The organism is uncultured Campylobacter sp. (genome assembly GCF_937996225.1).
In the GTDB taxonomy this organism is placed as follows: domain Bacteria; phylum Campylobacterota; class Campylobacteria; order Campylobacterales; family Campylobacteraceae; genus Campylobacter_B.
In genome coordinates this window covers 1-15,805 of sequence record NZ_CALKTC010000055.1, presented here as the reverse complement: position 1 = coordinate 15,805, position 15,805 = coordinate 1, and the positions used below count along the sequence as shown (strand labels likewise).

17 protein-coding genes are annotated in these 15,805 nt (G+C 48.0%); 10 read left to right on the top strand and 7 right to left on the bottom strand.

Translation table 11 applies throughout. The features are described 5' to 3' along the window. The first annotated feature begins 33 nt into the window (after positions 1 to 33). Positions 34 to 984 carry an NADAR family protein gene (locus Q0174_RS06450; protein WP_298042572.1) on the top strand — a complete coding sequence of 317 codons (951 nt, stop codon included), beginning with the start codon at positions 34 to 36 and terminating at the stop codon, positions 982 to 984. Between the two features lie 178 nt (positions 985 to 1,162). Here Q0174_RS06450 and Q0174_RS06445 read toward each other — a convergent pair whose 3' ends face one another. Then, on the bottom strand, positions 1,163 to 1,486 hold the full coding sequence (locus tag Q0174_RS06445) for a multidrug efflux SMR transporter (protein ID WP_298042569.1): 324 nt from the start codon (positions 1,484 to 1,486) through the stop codon (positions 1,163 to 1,165). Between the two features lie 299 nt (positions 1,487 to 1,785). Here Q0174_RS06445 and Q0174_RS06440 point away from each other — a divergent pair, with 299 nt between their 5' ends. The 3 genes from Q0174_RS06440 to Q0174_RS06430 all read left to right on the top strand — a co-directional run bounded on the left by Q0174_RS06440 (position 1,786) and on the right by Q0174_RS06430 (position 4,946). Then, the gene (locus tag Q0174_RS06440; protein WP_298042567.1) at positions 1,786 to 3,021 is read left to right on the top strand and encodes a hypothetical protein; all 1,236 of its coding nucleotides are present in this window, start codon (positions 1,786 to 1,788) and stop codon (positions 3,019 to 3,021) included. A gap of 178 nt (positions 3,022 to 3,199) precedes the next feature. Beyond that, positions 3,200 to 4,627, top strand: a complete 1,428-nt coding sequence (locus Q0174_RS06435) for a hypothetical protein (RefSeq protein ID WP_298042564.1) — start codon at positions 3,200 to 3,202, stop codon at positions 4,625 to 4,627. Between the two features lie 16 nt (positions 4,628 to 4,643). After that, positions 4,644 to 4,946, top strand: coding sequence for a hypothetical protein (locus Q0174_RS06430; RefSeq protein WP_298042561.1), 303 nt, complete (start codon positions 4,644 to 4,646; stop codon positions 4,944 to 4,946). A 4-nt stretch (positions 4,947 to 4,950) separates the two neighbouring features. Here Q0174_RS06430 and Q0174_RS06425 read toward each other — a convergent pair whose 3' ends face one another. Continuing rightward, positions 4,951 to 5,307, bottom strand: coding sequence for a hypothetical protein (locus Q0174_RS06425; RefSeq protein WP_298042557.1), 357 nt, complete (start codon positions 5,305 to 5,307; stop codon positions 4,951 to 4,953). A gap of 40 nt (positions 5,308 to 5,347) precedes the next feature. Here Q0174_RS06425 and Q0174_RS06420 point away from each other — a divergent pair, with 40 nt between their 5' ends. The 5 genes from Q0174_RS06420 (at position 5,348) to Q0174_RS06400 (ending at position 8,872) form a co-directional block, all read left to right on the top strand. Continuing rightward, positions 5,348 to 5,695 carry a hypothetical protein gene (locus Q0174_RS06420; RefSeq protein ID WP_298042554.1) on the top strand — a complete coding sequence of 116 codons (348 nt, stop codon included), beginning with the start codon at positions 5,348 to 5,350 and terminating at the stop codon, positions 5,693 to 5,695. A gap of 250 nt (positions 5,696 to 5,945) precedes the next feature. Continuing rightward, positions 5,946 to 6,659 carry a hypothetical protein gene (locus tag Q0174_RS06415; RefSeq protein ID WP_298042551.1) on the top strand — a complete coding sequence of 238 codons (714 nt, stop codon included), beginning with the start codon at positions 5,946 to 5,948 and terminating at the stop codon, positions 6,657 to 6,659. Between the two features lie 84 nt (positions 6,660 to 6,743). Next, on the top strand, positions 6,744 to 7,169 hold the full coding sequence (locus tag Q0174_RS06410) for an ecotin family protein (protein ID WP_298042548.1): 426 nt from the start codon (positions 6,744 to 6,746) through the stop codon (positions 7,167 to 7,169). Between the two features lie 184 nt (positions 7,170 to 7,353). Continuing rightward, positions 7,354 to 8,055 carry a YbaK/EbsC family protein gene (locus Q0174_RS06405; protein ID WP_298042545.1) on the top strand — a complete coding sequence of 234 codons (702 nt, stop codon included), beginning with the start codon at positions 7,354 to 7,356 and terminating at the stop codon, positions 8,053 to 8,055. Positions 8,056 to 8,209: 154 nt separating this feature from the next. Then, positions 8,210 to 8,872 carry a hypothetical protein gene (locus Q0174_RS06400; protein ID WP_298042542.1) on the top strand — a complete coding sequence of 221 codons (663 nt, stop codon included), beginning with the start codon at positions 8,210 to 8,212 and terminating at the stop codon, positions 8,870 to 8,872. Between the two features lie 453 nt (positions 8,873 to 9,325). Here the strand turns inward: Q0174_RS06400 and Q0174_RS06395 are convergent, their stop codons facing one another. After that, positions 9,326 to 9,616 (bottom strand): DUF5339 domain-containing protein, encoded by a 291-nt coding sequence (locus Q0174_RS06395; protein WP_291936556.1) that lies wholly within the window; start codon positions 9,614 to 9,616, stop codon positions 9,326 to 9,328. 336 nt (positions 9,617 to 9,952) lie between these two features. Further along, complete coding sequence (hisD, locus tag Q0174_RS06390) at positions 9,953 to 11,242, bottom strand: histidinol dehydrogenase (RefSeq protein ID WP_298042539.1); 1,290 nt, start codon at positions 11,240 to 11,242, stop codon at positions 9,953 to 9,955. A 147-nt stretch (positions 11,243 to 11,389) separates the two neighbouring features. Between hisD and Q0174_RS06385 the strand changes: the two genes are divergently transcribed. After that, positions 11,390 to 12,715, top strand: coding sequence for a hypothetical protein (locus Q0174_RS06385; RefSeq protein WP_298042537.1), 1,326 nt, complete (start codon positions 11,390 to 11,392; stop codon positions 12,713 to 12,715). A gap of 347 nt (positions 12,716 to 13,062) precedes the next feature. Here Q0174_RS06385 and Q0174_RS06380 read toward each other — a convergent pair whose 3' ends face one another. The 3 genes from Q0174_RS06380 to Q0174_RS06370 all read right to left on the bottom strand — a co-directional run. Next, entirely contained in the window at positions 13,063 to 14,085 is a 1,023-nt protein-coding gene (locus Q0174_RS06380) for an OmpA family protein (protein ID WP_298042535.1), read from the bottom strand. Beyond that, positions 14,072 to 15,361 (bottom strand): MotA/TolQ/ExbB proton channel family protein, encoded by a 1,290-nt coding sequence (locus Q0174_RS06375; protein WP_298042533.1) that lies wholly within the window; start codon positions 15,359 to 15,361, stop codon positions 14,072 to 14,074. Before Q0174_RS06375 ends, Q0174_RS06380 begins: the two co-directional genes overlap by 14 nt. Before the next feature lies 1 nt (position 15,362). Then, positions 15,363 to 15,805, bottom strand: a 443-nt coding sequence (locus tag Q0174_RS06370) for a class II fructose-bisphosphate aldolase (protein ID WP_298042530.1), incomplete at its 5' end; no start/stop codon positions are given.

The window sequence follows — 15,805 nt, the reverse complement described above, 5'->3', positions numbered from 1 at the left end:
GCTATGCTTCAAAATAAAATTTAAGGAAAAGGCGTGAGCGAAATTTTAAAAAACGTGATGCCGCCGCCGTGGATCAAATACCCCGCTCTTAGCGAGTTTTCGCTTGGCTGGCGAATGGGCGCGGCAGAGGATTATAAATTTAAATTTTGGCAGTGGTTCGAGCGGCTGGATAAAGCGGCGCAAAAAGCGTATTCACGGACCTTCCCCTATCCTTGCTTTTGGCACTACGGCGACTGGGACGGGCTGGACGAGACGTCTGAAAATGAGCGCGTAAAATGCGCGCATGGCAGCGACAGATGCTGCGCGGAGCCACGAAATTTGAAATTTAGCGAGTGTGATGAGCTTAGGGACGATCTTACGGACGACATAGACGATTTCTACCGCGAGGGCGTGCCGTTTTGGCGACGTGGCGGAGCGTCGAAATACGACAAAACCTCGCTAATAAATTCTTCCAAAGCGCACGAATTTCTATTTTTCTACAAGCCGGATGCGGCCGCGGATGAATCCTGCCTCGGGCAGTGGCAGAGCTCGCCTTTTGCCGTAGATGCCGACGAGTATCTATGCGCCGAGCAGTTTATGATGGCGAGTAAGGCGCAAATATTCGGCGACGAGCAGACGCGGGAGCGGATAATGCAAAGCCGCGATGCAAAGCAGATGAAGGCGCTAGGCAGGCAAGTGCGGGGCTTTGATGAGCGGCTCTGGGGCGAGGTGCGCTACAGCGTCGTGCTAAGCGGCAATTACTATAAATTTACGCGAAATCCCGCGATGATGCGCTTTTTGCTCGCGACGGGAGATAAAATTTTAGTTGAGACCAGCCCGCTGGATAAAATTTGTGGTATCGGCCTTGGGCTGCAGAGCGAAAACGCAAGTCGTCCGAGCGCGTGGCGCGGGCAAAATCTGCTCGGCTTTGCGCTGATGGAGGTGCGAGACGAGCTGCGCAGGCTATATAAAAACTACGACCTGATCGATAAGAATTTTTTGTAAGATTAGGCGGCGGTTAAAATTTTACCGCTCCCACCGGGTACATTCGGCACGGACATAGCGCGGCAGCGAGGCGAGGCGGTAAATTTATAAAATTTTAAAATTTACGCAGACGGCTGAGGCTCGCGCCGCTTTTGCAGTAGCGATAGTTAGATCGGAGGCTAAATTTAAACGCGCCGTCTTAGTGCCCTGCGCCGAAGAAATTACACATCGCCGTGCCTATCACGATGAGCGCTATGCCGCAGATCGCGGGCGCAGAGAGTTTTTCGTGGAAATAAAACACCGAAAGCAGCGATGCCAACACTATGCCGAGCCCGCCCCACGTGGCGTAGGCGATGCTGAGTTTTACCGTTTTTAGCGCGAGTGCCAAAAAATAAAAGCAGGCGCCGTATGCCGCTAACGTGGCTAGAGAATAATTCAGCTTACTAAATCCGTCCGAGAGCTTCATGCAGTTGGTCCCTGCTAGCTCCAAAATTATCGCAAGCCCCAAATAAACGTATCCCATAAGCGATCCTTAATGCAATTTGAGCCGAAATTTTATAGAAATTTCTCTTAAATTTTACCCAAAGGCGCTTCCTAGCGGCTTGCGTAAAATTTACGCCGCATATTTGAGTAAAACCGGCTTTAGCGACATAAAATTCCGCTCGCCGATCTACGCAGAATTGCATGAGTATACCGCAGCATAAAATTCCACCGCTACCGCCTAAAAATCGAAGTTTTTTAAATTTAGCCGCGCAGCGAAATTTTATCCGTTTTTATATACGAACATTATATAATTATCAAAATTTTTTCCAAGGAGAGAGGATGAAAAAGCTCGCTACGATACTTGCGCTGCTCTGTGCGGCGGCGTTTGCCAAGGAGTATGAGTATATGGTGCAAAGTATGAGCTACGAGTCAATTAAAGAACGCAAGGAGAGCACGCATCTAAGCTACGACGCGGCGGCGCGCAAACTGGAGCAGATAAGAGATACGAACTTCTCGGACGGCCTAGGCTCTAGCTACAAAGAGATCAGCTACTTTGACGAAAAGGGGGATATGGTTAAATTTGAAGTATTTAACCTCAATCTTAAAAGCGGCAAGTGGAAAAAAATAGAAGACTACATGGAAGGCGTCAAAGACGGCGTCACGACGCGCGAGAGCAATTCGATAGCGGATGACGGCACGCGCAATGCGAGCAAAACCGTCTCCAGCTACGACGGTAACGCGACGCAGGACGTGCGATATAAGTTTGTAAAGGGCAAATGGCAGAAAGATAGCATGAACAGATCCGTAAAAAACGCGTGGGATAAGGAGGAGCTTACGATAAGCTTCAAATGGGACGGCAAGAGCTGGCAGCCCAAAGATAAGACTGAAATTTTCTACGACGGCTCAGGAGAGATGAGCGGATACGTGAGCTACGAGTTTGTAAACGGCGCGTGGCAAAACAGCGAGCGAGAGATGCTTAACGGCGATCGAAACGGCAGCTACGAGCAGATCCGCAGCACTTTTAGGGGCGGCGCGTGGCAAAACGCGACGATGAGTAAGCACGAGCTTGATGCCGCGAAAGGCGAGGGGATCGTTACGAGCTTCATCTGGAACGACGAGAAGGGCGCGTGGGATAATATGAGCAAACAAACCGTTATCAAGAAGGGGGCGGATCTTAATATGACCTCGTATCTGTGGGACGAGCGACTTAAAGAGTGGGTCAAAAGCTACTCAAACGGCGAAATTTACGATAAATCGGGCGAGCGACTACTAGAGCAAAGTTACGAATCAAATTCCAGCAGCGGCAAATACGTCTATAGCTACGACGAGCACGGCAGCAATACCGCGATGGATATCTACAAGCTTGACGACGGCGGCAAATGGGTGCAAACCGGGCGCTCGGAGGCTACTTACGATACCCAAATCCCATCAGACAGCGTGGGGCACGGAGCCGCGCTGATGATGTTTGAGATGCCTAGTATCTACGCGATAACGAGCTTTAAGGAATTTAAGATTAAAGACGGCAAATCCGAGCTCATAACGGAAAAGACGTGGAAATATAAAAAGATAAAGTAGCGTTTGAAGATGCGTCGGTAAAATTTCGCGGCTAAATTTTATCTGCGCGACCTTGCGCGAGTGCTGCGATTAAATTTTATCGGCGTGGCGTTTAAATTTAACGGGCGCGGCGCGAGCTATGCGGTTAAATTTAGCGGACGTAGCATGGATTAAAATTTAGACAATAAAAGGAGCGGTCATGAGAGGTATTTTTAAAATTTTGCCCGAGGACACGGCAGATTTTGCGGCGGCAAATTTAAAGGCGCGAGCGATTATTTCAGCGGGTGCTTTTAGGGCGCGAGCGGCGGTAAATTCGAGGGCGCGATCGGCAGTTTTAGCAGGCTCTATTTTGGCGGCGACATTAACGCTTGCGATGCCTGCGGGCGCGACCGAGACGGGCGAGGCAGCGACGAAACATGCGGCGGCGGATAAAATCTGCCTGCAAAAGACGAGCTACAAAACAGAGGGTGGCGCCGTACCGCGCTACGAATATGAAGTGAGCCAAAACTACGACGCTAAAACCCGCCGCCTAGAAAAAATTTACAAAAAAAGCAGCGAAGAGGGAGCGTCCGTATCGAAAAGCTTTAGTAAATTTGACGAAAGCGGCGAGCGCGAGATCGAAAATATCAAATACGATTGGGACGCGGACGCAAATAAATTTCGCGAAACGGCGATAAGCAAGCAGGAGATCGCAAAGGACGGCTCGAAAATTTATTTCAGTTTGCAAAAGGACGGTAAACCATACGATGGGGAAAAAGCCGTCGAAAAGCGCGAGGGTAAAACGGAAATTTTGCAAAATTTCACGCTAAAAAAGGGCAGATGGACGCCGACGCACCTTACAAAAAGGATTGTCGATGAAAGCGACAGAAACAATTTCGTAGCGACCTATGAATGGAACGCCAAAGCGAAAAAATGGATGCCGTACGAAAAATCGATATATCACTACAACGGCGACGTTTACGCGGGCTACGAAGGCTACGCATGGCGCGGCAAATGGGTACCGCTTACAAAACATACCGTCTTTACGGCGGCGGACGGGACGCGCAGCGAGATAAATTTTATATGGCGCGACGGCGCCTGGGAGCGCGATGAAAAGATCTTGCGCAAGATCGAGCCTAAGTATAGGCGCTTTAGCGAGCTAAGATCGCGCTGGGACGCCGCAAAAAACGAGTGGAGGGGGTACTACAAAAACGTACACGAGGAGACCGAGGAAGGCAGACCGCTACGCGAGCGAACCGTGCTTTGGCGCGAGGAATCGCAACGCTGGGAGGTCGTGTTTGAAAACGAGTTTAGCTACGACGCGCGCGGCAACGTGATAAAAAATCGCGCGGCTTCCGATGGCAAGCAGTACGAGTATATTTACGGCTACGACGAAGCGGGCAACAACATCTCGATCATCCTGCGCGAGCCTGATGAGAGCGGCAAATGGCACGAGACGCAAAGGACGCAAAACGTCTTTGAGCCTGAAATTTTAGCGCACGACGTCTTGGATCGCGGCTTCATCGGCGATTACATAGCTACGGGCGAAAACGCGATCAAAAGCAGCAAGCAGTATTTTCTAAAAGACGGCGAGTTTAAGCTAAACGAAACTCGCGAGTGGTTTTACGGAAAATGCGGGCCGCAATAAAATTTTGGAAAACCTCATGAGCGAGCCTTATATCGTTAAAATTTCAGATAGCGACGCGATGATGTTCGGCTGCGAAGCGGACGAGCGGGTGCGCGAATTTGCCGCTAAATTTGACGGCCGGGAGTACGAAAGCGAGTTTGAGCGGACCAGCTATCTGCTCGGCACGGACGTTTTTATCGAGGTCGCGAGCGAGGAGAGCTTAAATGAAAGCGCCTTACGCGCTCAAATTCCAAACGAAAAGGCTTTGGACGCTGACGGCGGCACGACGTTTTTGAGCCTGCGAGAGTGGAACGGCAAGGGGCATTCGCGCGAGCGGTGAAATTTTACGCGCGATAAGCGAGGATGAGGACGGCGGCGCGGCGTATCTGCTCCTTAGTCCAAGACATATCGCCGCAGAGGAGCTGCGAGGCGCCTTTGCGGACAAGCCGCCGCAGGAGTTTGCACACATTACCCGTGGCCTCGAAGCCAAATACGACTGCAAAGACCGAATGCTCTGCTACGTCGTTTGCTATTTTACGCCAAAGGGCAAAGAGGGGATGCGGGCGGATTTCGACGTCTGAATTTAAAGCGCGGCGGATTAAATTTAAAATTTGCCTGCGCAGCGCACTCGCGCCAAATGGCGAAGGTTTTATCTTACGCGTAAGACCTGCGCCGTATGGGCGCAAGTGAAATTTAAGCAACAAAATTTAAACCGCCGCGACAAGCGAAAAGGGAGTCAGAATGATAAAATCCATAAAATTTGGGGGCGAAAGCATCGAGGAGCTGGAGGTTTGGTACTACGCCCCAAAGCACGAATATAGCGCGGCAGAGTTCGCGCAGCAGTGCGGCAAGCTCGTGCGCGCGGATTTTGGGCTCGCCTCCCTTTACGAGATAAAATTTGAAAAATTCAAGTCCTGCGAGCCCGATGATTTTATGAAAGAGCGGATAACGGCTGCTTTGAGTGCGGCGGCTCTATCAGACGAGCCTCAAAATTTCGCAATGGGCGGCGAGAACGACTGGGACTGGCAGGAGTGCTCGTTTGAGGCGAACGGACAGCGATTTTTACGCATCTGGGCGACATCGGCTTGATAAATTTAGCCTGTAATATGGGCTTCGCGCGCCCGAGGTTTCGGGCGGATTTACCGCAAAGTGCTTGCAAAACGCGCCGAGCGACGTTAAAATTCCGCGCTACCGCTTATCTCGCGCGATTTATGTGTGTTTAGACGCGGTAGCGCATCAAGCCTGCGGAGTGAGCTAGCGCGCCCTATTTCGTGCAGATTTACGCGCCGAGGCGCGGCGGGCGCCCTACTCCGAGCCAAAATTTATTTGAAGGAAAAATATGAAAAATCTATTTCTAGCCGCGCTTGCAGCATTAGCGCTTAGCGGCTGCGCGGGCTTAAAATGCGGCGCAAAGGACGGACGAGACGTTGCCGAGATCGACGTGCCCGAAGATGGCTGGACGAGGTACCTAAGCACCGACGGCGAGGTCAAGGAGGTCGCGTTTTTCACGGCATTTTTCTCGGGGCAGTTCCGCCCGCACCCAAAAGATGGCGAAAAGATCGGCTTCGTGCTTACCAAAAAGAGCGGCGAACGAATACCGATAAGGCTCGGCAATATGTATAAGGCTACAGACGGTGCATTTGCGTTCGCGGATCTGGACGCGGAGGCGGGCGTATGGGGCGGAGCTCAGGAGCTACGCAGAGCAAAACGGGTAAAATTTTACAAATTTCAAGAAGGCGGCGTCAAAGTGACAGACTATGAGGCGCAAGGCGGGCTTTGCGAGGCGTTTTACGCAGGCAAAAAGATAAGCGTCAAAAGTGTGCTAAGCCGCCATGCGAGCAAGGCCAGCGGGGCTAGCGGCGAAATTTCTACCGCGCAGACGCAGGGCGAAATATCGCGCGACGCCGTCAAAACTTTAAACTCGCACGAAAAGCCATCGCTGCAAAGCTCTAGCAAAAATTTAGCGAACAAAAAGAGCACCGCGCAAAAAACCGATAGCGAGGCGTTAAAACCGGAGGCAGAGGCGCTAAAAAATATTATCTGCTACAGATAAAAACAAAGTCGATTGAAATTTCAGTTTAATGAGTAAAAATTTTGCTAAAATTTTAAATAAAAATATCTTTTCAAGGAGTAAAGTATGAGAAAAAGCGTTTTATTCTTCCTCTTGCCGCTGTTTTTATTCGGCGGCGAAGCGCAAAAGCAGCTAAACGTCTTTGAGCTAACGCCGTCAAAGATGCCGCCGCAGCAGTTTAAGGTCGAAGCGGTCTTTTCCAAAGAGATCAAAGCCGACTGCAACGACGCGTATCTGATCGGTGGCAAAATAGAGCAAAAAGAGGGCTCGGACGGGCTTTATTACGAGTTTAGCGGCGGCGATGAGCTTGCTCAAACGCTGATGCTCTGCGACGGCAAGAAGCAAAAGAAGCGGATCTATTACGAGCTCACGCATCCATTCGCCTACGACGGCGGCGAAATTAGAATTTTGGCGCCCAAAGACGTCAAGGTCGAGCTTAGAATTTACGAGCTCGTAGAGAGCAAAGAGCCTAAAATCCGCAAGATGAAATAATTTCGCAAGAAGCAGGGCGGACCGAGCTTATGCATGGCGGAATTTCCGCCATGCAATAGATCTTTCATCGCGCAATGGTTTTGCGCGCAGGCGAGATAAATTCTACGGCGAAGAATGGAATTTCGGCATCGATGGGTCGTTTGGTTAAAATTTCAGTATAATTTCGCAAAAACAAGGAGAGAGCATGTCAGAGAGAATTTTTGAAAGCCTAAAAGAGCTTTTGACGCAGCAGGGGGCGCGCTTCCGCGTCGTAGCTCACGAAAGCGCGGGCACCTCCGCCGAAGTCGCCAAAATCCGCGGCACGCAGCTAGGACAAGGCGCAAAGGCGCTGGTTTGCACGATCAAGGGCTTTAAGGATGGGCAAATTTCTTTTTCGCAAAATTTAAATTTAGCAAGCGCCGATGACGCGCAAAATCTCGATGCTTCCGCCCTTGCGAGCGCTCAAGGCTGCGAAAACGGCGCCTGCGCGGGAAATTTAGCTTTAATCGCCGATCAAATCTGCGCAAACGTACCGCAGCAGCTGAAGCTTCCTAGCGACAAACCCGCGGGTAGAAACGGCAGAATTTACGTCCTAGCGGTCTTCGCAGCCGATCATAAAACCGATCTAAAGCGCTTGGCAGAGGGGCTCGGCGGCACGAAAGCATCGCTCGTAAGCTCCGATGAAGTGGGCGATCTCACGGACTGCGTCATCGGCTCGGTGCCGCCTTTTAGCTTCCACGACAAGCTGCTGCTAATCGCCGATCCGTCGCTGTTCGGACGCTTCGAAGAGATTGCTTTCAACGCGGGCCTGCTTGATCACTCGATCATCCTAAACGCGCAGGATTACGCGCGCATTGCAGCTCCGCACATTGTTAGCTTCACCGAAAAGGCTACGGAAGGCGAATAGTCGCGCATCGTCCGTTTCACACAAGAACAAGAGAACTCGGATTAAATTAACCCAAAAGCAAGGGCAGAAAAAGACAGCGCGAGAGTGGTTGTAAAGCGGCGCTTTGATTTTTGATCTTTTTTCTTCATATTAATAAGGCTTTAAAATTTTCAGTATGATTAGGAGAAAAGGGATCACGACCGAAACAAGGGGGAATGCTATGAAGCAGGTGTGGATATTTTTGCTGTGCCTACTTGCGCTATGCGGCATGGAAAATGCCGCGGTCAAGGAAGACGATGCGCCGCGGCCAGAGATTTATCAGAGTATGAAAAATATCTACGACGATCTACCGATCGCGCAACTGCCAATGCGCTATCCGGGAGAAATTTCGCCCTTAGCAGCTATCGATAAAAATTTACTTGATAAAAATGAGCTGTTTTCGTTCGCAAAGGAGAATTTTTTAATCGACAATCTAAGCGCGTATTGGGAGAGGATCAAAGACATAAGGGCTTGTCGTTTGCCAAAAAAGAGCGCCAAAACAATTCTGCTAAGGCTTTATCTGGGGGATTTCCAAGATAGCAAGCACGGGCACGAATATGTTTTTATGTGCCTTTTAAACGACGCATTTCGTATAAGCGATTGTCGCGAAATTTACGCCGATTACGTGCACTGCGGTAAAAGCAAGCCGCCGATGCGCGCCAAGCAGGAGTTCGTCATCGACGCCGATTTACGCTGCACAGTAACAACGCACTACTATACTTTAGATGGCGGTAAAGAGCTGCACAGAAATGTCTGCTTGCACGAAATACAAAACGGCACGATCGTTACTAAGGATTAAAATCCAAGGCGATTTTGCGAGATGTTTTTGGCCGTAAATTTCATAGGCAGAGCGGCAAACTGAGACGCGAATTCGCTCTATCTATGAGCCCCGGCTATTTCAAATCGCGATAAAATAACGCTCAAACCGAGCCCTGAATTCGTCATATTGATGAGGTGCTGTTTCAAGCGCGCCAAAGCGGCTCGTAAATCTTTGGTGCACCGCAGCGTCCCACTAAGATGCATCGCCTTACGGAGCATTTTAACGATGCGAGCGCTTTATTTCATTTTAACTTCCTGCAACGAGCCGAATATCAAATCTGAAATTCTTAGCAAGCCCCGAAAGCAGCGAGGATAAAACATCCAAATTTTAAAATTTAAAAATTTTTAAAAAAGTGTGAGTCTAAAAAGAATTAATCGCGACGATATCGCATCGCCGCGACTGAAGAGGGCATCATCGTGCCCGCGAAGGTATTTATTTCATAGCGCCTTGTTGTTTCATCTGATCCATCATCTGCTTAAATATCTCTTTAGCTTGTTTGCAAGTGGCCTCTTGCTGCTCCTTAGGAAGTGCGCTGATCTGATCCATAGATTGCTTTTTTTGATCCTCATACATCTTGACCTGCTGCTCTTGACCAGCTTGTTTGTAGGTGTCAACCATCTTATCAAGATCTGCGAAATACTCTTTGCAGCTATCTGAAAGATCTGCGGCGCTAAGACTTAGCGCAAAGCCAAAACTAGCCAAAACTAAAAGTGATTTTTTCATTTTTCTCTCCTTGTAAAAAATCAGCGAAAGTATATCATTTCGCTTAGTAAATTTGCCTTAAATTTTAATCAAATACGGCCGTTTTTTTAAATTTATAGCGCTTTTGAAATTTTAAAATTTTACTCTTACCTCGACGCTTACATTTTTTAAAATTTAACTCGTTCTTAAATTTTAAAATTTCGACTCTCGGTTTCGCAACTGCCGCCGGTGCTTTTTAAAATTTCGCTTCGCAATTTTTAATCTGCATGCGAACCGCCTTAAGCCATATGCGGGTAAATTTAAGCCCTGAGCCGCTTTTTTAAAATTTCATTTCGTAATTTCGTTACCGCCGCAAAATCACTTCTCTTCAAATCTAATCTGTACCGATTTTTTGTGCGCGCCTAGCCCCTCGGCATCCGCTAGTGCCATGCACGCGCGTCCGAGCTCGTCTATGGCGCGTTTATTTAGCGCTATGATCGAGCTTCGTTTGATGAAGTTATAAACCCCCAGAGGCGAGAAAAATCGCGCGCTTCCGCCGGTCGGCAGCGTGTGGTTGGGGCCTGCGAGGTAATCGCCCATCGCCTCTGGCGTGTAGTGGCCCAAAAATATCGCGCCTGCGTGGCGTATGCGCGGAAGCAGCTCGTAGGCGTTCTCGGTCGCGATCTCGAGGTGCTCGACCGCAAGCTCGTTCATCAGCTCCACGCACTCGTTCATATCGCGTGCGATGATGACTGCGCCCTTGTTTTGGATGCTGGCGCGAGCGATCGGTTCACGTGCGAGCGTAGGCAGCTCGCGCTCGATGTGCTCTGCGACGGCAAGAGCGAATTTTTCATCGTCGCTTATCAAAAAGCTACTCGCGATCTCGTCGTGCTCGGCTTGGCTGAGCAGATCCACAGCGATGTTGCGCGGATTTGCCGCGGCGTTTGCGATGATGCCCACTTCGCTAGGGCCTGCGATCATATCGATATTTACGTCGCCGAATACGAGCTTTTTAGCGGTCGCTACGAAGATATTCCCAGGGCCCGTGATGACATCGACCTTGCCGATCGTGCGCGTGCCGTATGCCATCGCCGCGATCGCGCTTGCGCCGCCCACCTTGTAGGCTTTTTTGATCCCCAGCACATGCATAGCCGCAAGCAGTAGCTCATTTACGACGCCGCCCACGGCAGGGGTGCAGACGCTGATATCCTCTACGCCCGCGACGATTGCGGGGATCGCGTTCATCAGAAGCGAGCTCGGATACGCTGCCTTGCCCCCCGGGATATACAGCCCCGCGCGATCTACCGGCGTGATCTTTTGCCCGAGCATCGCGCCGCTTGGATCGAAGCTAAACCAGCTTCTCTCAAGCTGCTTTTCGTGATAGGCGTAGATGCGCTCGTATGCGACCCGAAGCGCATTCTTAAGCTCTGCGGTTAAGCCTTCATACGCGAGACTCATCTGCTCGCGAGTGATAGCCAGATCGCCCTGCACGCGCCATCTGTCAAATTTCTCAATCTGTTCAGCTAGCGCCTCATCGCCGCGCTCTCTGATATCTTCGATGATACCGCTTACGACGGGCATTACCGATCTCATATCCGTCTCGCCGCGGCGCACCAGCCTTGCAAACTCCTCTTTGAAATTTGCCTTCGTGCTTTTTAAAATTTTCATTTTTACTCCTTGTAATGCTTGGAATTTTAACGCTTTTTGCTAAATTTCGCCTTTAAGCTCGCGGCGATGTAAATTTACAGCTCGCCGATTTTCAAAAGATTAAGCGAAAATGAAATAAAATAGCCGAAATTTTAAACGGAGCGATGTATGAAAAAGATATTTTTAGCGCTGATCGCTACGGCGGCTTTAGTAGTGGCAAAACAGAGTGATTTTAATGAAAGCGAACTGCAAAGTAAATGCGACAATAACGATGCATCGGCGTGTGCAAATCTCGGTAACGCATATTACTTCGGAGAAAATATAAAACAGGATTATAAAAAAGCAAGCGAACTATATTTGAAAGCTTGCGATTTAAAACATGGTAAAAGCTGCCATAATCTTGGAATTTTATATGAAAAAGGTGAAGGCGTGCAACAAAGTTACCAAAAAGCGGATCAATTCTATTCTAAAGCTTGTGATTTAGAAGTTGCCGAAGGATGTTACAATCTTGGAGCTTCATACTATTTAGGTACGTCTATAAAGCAAGACGACAAAAAAGCGAATGAATTACTTTCTAAAGCTTGCAATCTAGGATATAGCGAAGGATGCTATATATTAGGGCTTTGGTATGACTCAAGAAAAGATGTAGAACAAAACTTCGAAAAAGCTAGTGAACTATATTCTAAAGCTTGTGATTTAGGACATGGCACAGGATGTAATAATCTTGGGCTCTTATACGCCTCGGGCGAAGGTATAAAACAAGACTATAAGAAAGCAAGCGAATTGTATTCTAAAGCTTGCGATTTAGAAATTGCCGAAGGATGTTACAATCTTGGAGTCTTACACTATTTAGGCGAAGGCATAAAACAAAATATCGAGAAAGCAAGAAACTTACTTTCTCTAGCTTGTAATCTAGGATATGGGTTAGGATGTAATGATCTAGGGGCTTTATATGAAAAACAAGATTATAAAAAAGCGAGTGAATTGTATTCTAAAGCTTGTAATTTAGGATATGGCATAGGATGTACTAATCTTGGAATTTTATATGAACACGGCAAAGGCATAAATAAAGATTATAAAAAAGCGAGCAAGCTATATTCTCAAGCTTGCGACCTAGAATATGACGCAGGATGCAACAATCTAGGGTTTTTATATGAACAAGGAGAAGGTGTAGAACAAAACTATAATAAAGCAAATGAGTTATATTCTAAGGCTTGTGATTTGAAATATGGCAAAGGGTGCTATAATCTAGGAGTTTTGTATAGCTCTGGCAAAGGCGTAAAGCAAGATTATAAAAAGGCAAATGAACTATATCTAAAAGCTTGCAATTTAAAAGATGGAAGCGGATGCTATAATATCGGAATTTCATATTATTTAGGAAAAGGCATAAGTCAGAATATAAGTATGGCAAAAAAATACTTCGGCAAAGCTTGTGATTTGGGTGATCAAGTCGGTTGTAACGGATATAGAAAGCTAAACGAACAAGGCTTTTAATCCGTTTAAATTTTAAGCCGCCCGTTAAACCTGCTTAAATTTGCGACTTAAATTTAAAGGTCAAAATTTGAATTATATCGTCGCGCACAGCAGCACTAAAAGCGCGGCAAAATACGCGGGTTTAAAATTTAAACCCATTCCGCCGCAGCAGATACTACATAAACGCCACGTAAGGGCTACGGTAAAATTTAGCGAGACGCTCGTTCATAATATTCGCGTCAAAATAAAAGGATGCGTTCCGTCGCCGCTGAAATTTCAAGCAATTCGCGAATTCGTTAAGAATTTTAAAATTTTAAGCCCTCTTTTTTGCAGGCTAAAATTTCGAGCGAGCCGTTAAGGGCGAGCTACTAATTCGTAGCGTTCGCGTCGAACTGCAAAAATTTCCTGATCTCCTCCATCGCCTCTTTGTTTGAAAGGGTAAATTTTATCTCGATGCGGCGGCTAGCGTCCTTGTCCTCGACGCCTCTACGCATCACGGGCTGCGTGTAGCTGCGACCGCTGGCGATGAGATATTTTTGCAGTCGCTCGTCTTTATTCCACGAGTTGATGAAATCCATCACGGCAAACGCCCTATTTTGCGAGAGCTCGAGGTTATACAAATACCCGCCGTCGCTGTCCGTGTGCCCTTCGATGATGATCTGATCTAAATTTTCGCGAATTTCATCGTTATTCAAAAGCGCGGCGAAATAGCTCTGCAGCGTCGAGCGAAGCGTCTCTTTGGCGCCCTCTTTCAGCTCGCTTGAGCCTTTGTCAAAAAGGATCGACGAGCTTAGCGTCATCGCGCCGCTTTCGTTATCGATGCGGATCTTGCCGCCCAGCTTCTCCTTCAGATCGGCGATGATCTTGACCTTCATTCCGGTGAGGTTGCGGATGCGGTTTTTCGTGACGTTGAGGTCTTGTAAAATTTTATTAAAATCGCTCTCCTTCTTCGTGAGCTGATCGAGCAAAAAGGCGATTTTAAGCTCGTTCTGGCTGATCGTAGCGTTGGCGTCGTCGCGCGCTTTTTGCAGAAGCGAGTTGATGTCTAAATTCTCTTTTTTCAGCTTCTCAGCCATCTCGGTTAGATCTTCGATCTGTATGAAATAGATGGAATTTTGCTTGCGAAGGTCGGTGTTTTCTATGTTCAGCTTCTCAAGCTGGTCGCTAAAAATTTTATTCAGCGCTTCAAGCTCGGCGCTTTTTTTCTCCTGGCTTTGCAGGCTTGCTAGCGCGCTTGAAATTTGACTTTCTTTCTCCTGCAGGTTGCTTTGCGTGAGGAAGTATTTGACGATGATGCCGCCTACTAAAAGCACGAAAACAAAAAGCAGTCCCGCCATCAAATCGGCGTACGCAATCCAAAAGGTCTCTTTTTCTTCGTTATTCGTTTTCATCTAAAAGTGCTTTTTCATCGATGCTCGCAAGCGTTTTGCGAAGCTCTTCGATGATGCTTTCGTTGCTCGTCCGCGCAGCGCCCTCTCCAGCTAAAAGTGCCTTTAAATCCGCGCTTAGTTCCTTAAAGCTAGCGTCAATTTTAGCGGCGTAAGCATTCTGCGAACTTGAAATTTCGCCCGCAAACCCGCCCAAGGAAGCATTTAGGCTCTTGATTTGAGCGCTTAATGCACTCGTAACGTTAGCCAGCTCGCCTTGCCCGTCCGTTAAAGTCTTAGACTGACTTAGATACTGCGCGGAAATTCCGTTTTGAATTTCGATTAGGCTTGCAGACACGGACTTGAGCGCAGATAAAATTTGAGTGAAGCTCTTATCTAGCTCACCGTGAGCAAGATTTGTCCTTTGGATCATCTCGCCTGCTTTTTCAAGCTCTTCTTGTGTAATCGCCATACTTCGCTTCTCGGCTTCCATTACGCTTTCAAAAGCGCCAATTTTTTCATCGATTAGGCGGTTTAGCCTTTCAGTAAAATTCGTAGAGCTCATCATCGCAAATGAGCGCGAAATTTCAGAATTAGCGTTTAAAATTTCACTCAGATAGCCCTGTGTTATTTCGTCTTTGTTCCAGAAGAAATTTTTAGTGGAATTTTTGTATTTGATGAGCAGGCGCTCATATTTGCTGATGCCCTTTTTCTCAAAATATATCCACCAAAGCGCTAAGAAAATTCCATAGATCGAGACGTAAAACGCTGTACCTACGCCGCCTAGAAGCTGCGCGATCTCGGTTTCGAGCCCATCGATATTGCTTGAGGAAAAGTGCGGCATCGAAATCGCAATCGAGATGAAAGTTCCTAAAATTCCAAGCATCGGAAAGACTGCCGATGCGACGGAAGCGTAGTTTTGATTACGCAGCGAGTAGCCGTATTCGTCCACAAAAAGATCAAAGCTAGCATCGGATTTTTTCTTACCGCCGATACTTAAGAGATTGGCGACGATGTAATTCTTTAGCTCGCGCTTGAAATCATCAATATTATTTTGAAAATTTAAGCAGCCATATTCTGCATTATGACGAGCTAAAACTAGCGCGATAATGAGCAAAACTGCAAGCATCAGGATCGAGTGCGTCTCTACCTTCAGCCCGATAAGCCCCAAATAGCCCAGCAAAAACACCACAAAAACCGCGATCGGCAGAGCTGCGATCTTAAAAAAAACGCCCGCTAGCGAGCGCTCCTTCGCCTCAGGTAGCGTGATATCGAGCACTTCGTTATTCGGGCGATCCATATTAGTTCCTATTTAGGCAATTTAGATTGTCAAATGCGACCTGCAAGCGCGCCACCATACTCTGCTCGCCTGCTCTCAGCCATTTGCGAGGATCGTAGAATTTTTTATTCGGTTTATCCTCACCTTCCGGATTGCCGATTTGAGCTTGCAAATAGCCGCGATTTTTGGCCTCATAAGCGCGCACGCCGTCCCAAAACGCCCACTGCGTGTCAGTGTCGATATTCATCTTTACCACGCCGTAGCTCACGGCTGCCTTGATATCGGAGGTCTCGCTGCCACTGCCGCCGTGAAAGACGAAATTTACAGGCTTTTCGGATTGCAGATTAAATTTTTCGCGGACGAATTTTTGTGAATTTTTTAAAATTTCAGGTCTCAGCACAACATTGCCCGGCTTATACACGCCGTGGACGTTACCGAAAGTAGCGGCCAGCAGGTAGCGGCCCT

What these genes read in the sequence shown, in the direction of transcription:
- Q0174_RS06410 (WP_298042548.1), top strand. Translation starts at nt 6,744, where the DNA reads ATGAGAAAAAGCGTTTTATTCTTCCTCTTGCCGCTGTTTTTATTCGGC.
- Q0174_RS06400 (WP_298042542.1), top strand. Translation starts at nt 8,210, where the DNA reads ATGATTAGGAGAAAAGGGATCACGACCGAAACAAGGGGGAATGCTATG.
- Q0174_RS06415 (WP_298042551.1), top strand. Translation starts at nt 5,946, where the DNA reads ATGAAAAATCTATTTCTAGCCGCGCTTGCAGCATTAGCGCTTAGCGGC.
- Q0174_RS06375 (WP_298042533.1), bottom strand. Translation starts at nt 15,361, where the DNA reads ATGGATCGCCCGAATAACGAAGTGCTCGATATCACGCTACCTGAGGCG.
- Q0174_RS06420 (WP_298042554.1), top strand. Translation starts at nt 5,348, where the DNA reads ATGATAAAATCCATAAAATTTGGGGGCGAAAGCATCGAGGAGCTGGAG.
- Q0174_RS06435 (WP_298042564.1), top strand. Translation starts at nt 3,200, where the DNA reads ATGAGAGGTATTTTTAAAATTTTGCCCGAGGACACGGCAGATTTTGCG.
- Q0174_RS06445 (WP_298042569.1), bottom strand. Translation starts at nt 1,486, where the DNA reads ATGGGATACGTTTATTTGGGGCTTGCGATAATTTTGGAGCTAGCAGGG.
- Q0174_RS06380 (WP_298042535.1), bottom strand. Translation starts at nt 14,085, where the DNA reads ATGAAAACGAATAACGAAGAAAAAGAGACCTTTTGGATTGCGTACGCC.
- Q0174_RS06395 (WP_291936556.1), bottom strand. Translation starts at nt 9,616, where the DNA reads ATGAAAAAATCACTTTTAGTTTTGGCTAGTTTTGGCTTTGCGCTAAGT.
- Q0174_RS06440 (WP_298042567.1), top strand. Translation starts at nt 1,786, where the DNA reads ATGAAAAAGCTCGCTACGATACTTGCGCTGCTCTGTGCGGCGGCGTTT.
- hisD (WP_298042539.1), bottom strand. Translation starts at nt 11,242, where the DNA reads ATGAAAATTTTAAAAAGCACGAAGGCAAATTTCAAAGAGGAGTTTGCA.
- Q0174_RS06385 (WP_298042537.1), top strand. Translation starts at nt 11,390, where the DNA reads ATGAAAAAGATATTTTTAGCGCTGATCGCTACGGCGGCTTTAGTAGTG.
- Q0174_RS06405 (WP_298042545.1), top strand. Translation starts at nt 7,354, where the DNA reads ATGTCAGAGAGAATTTTTGAAAGCCTAAAAGAGCTTTTGACGCAGCAG.
- Q0174_RS06430 (WP_298042561.1), top strand. Translation starts at nt 4,644, where the DNA reads ATGAGCGAGCCTTATATCGTTAAAATTTCAGATAGCGACGCGATGATG.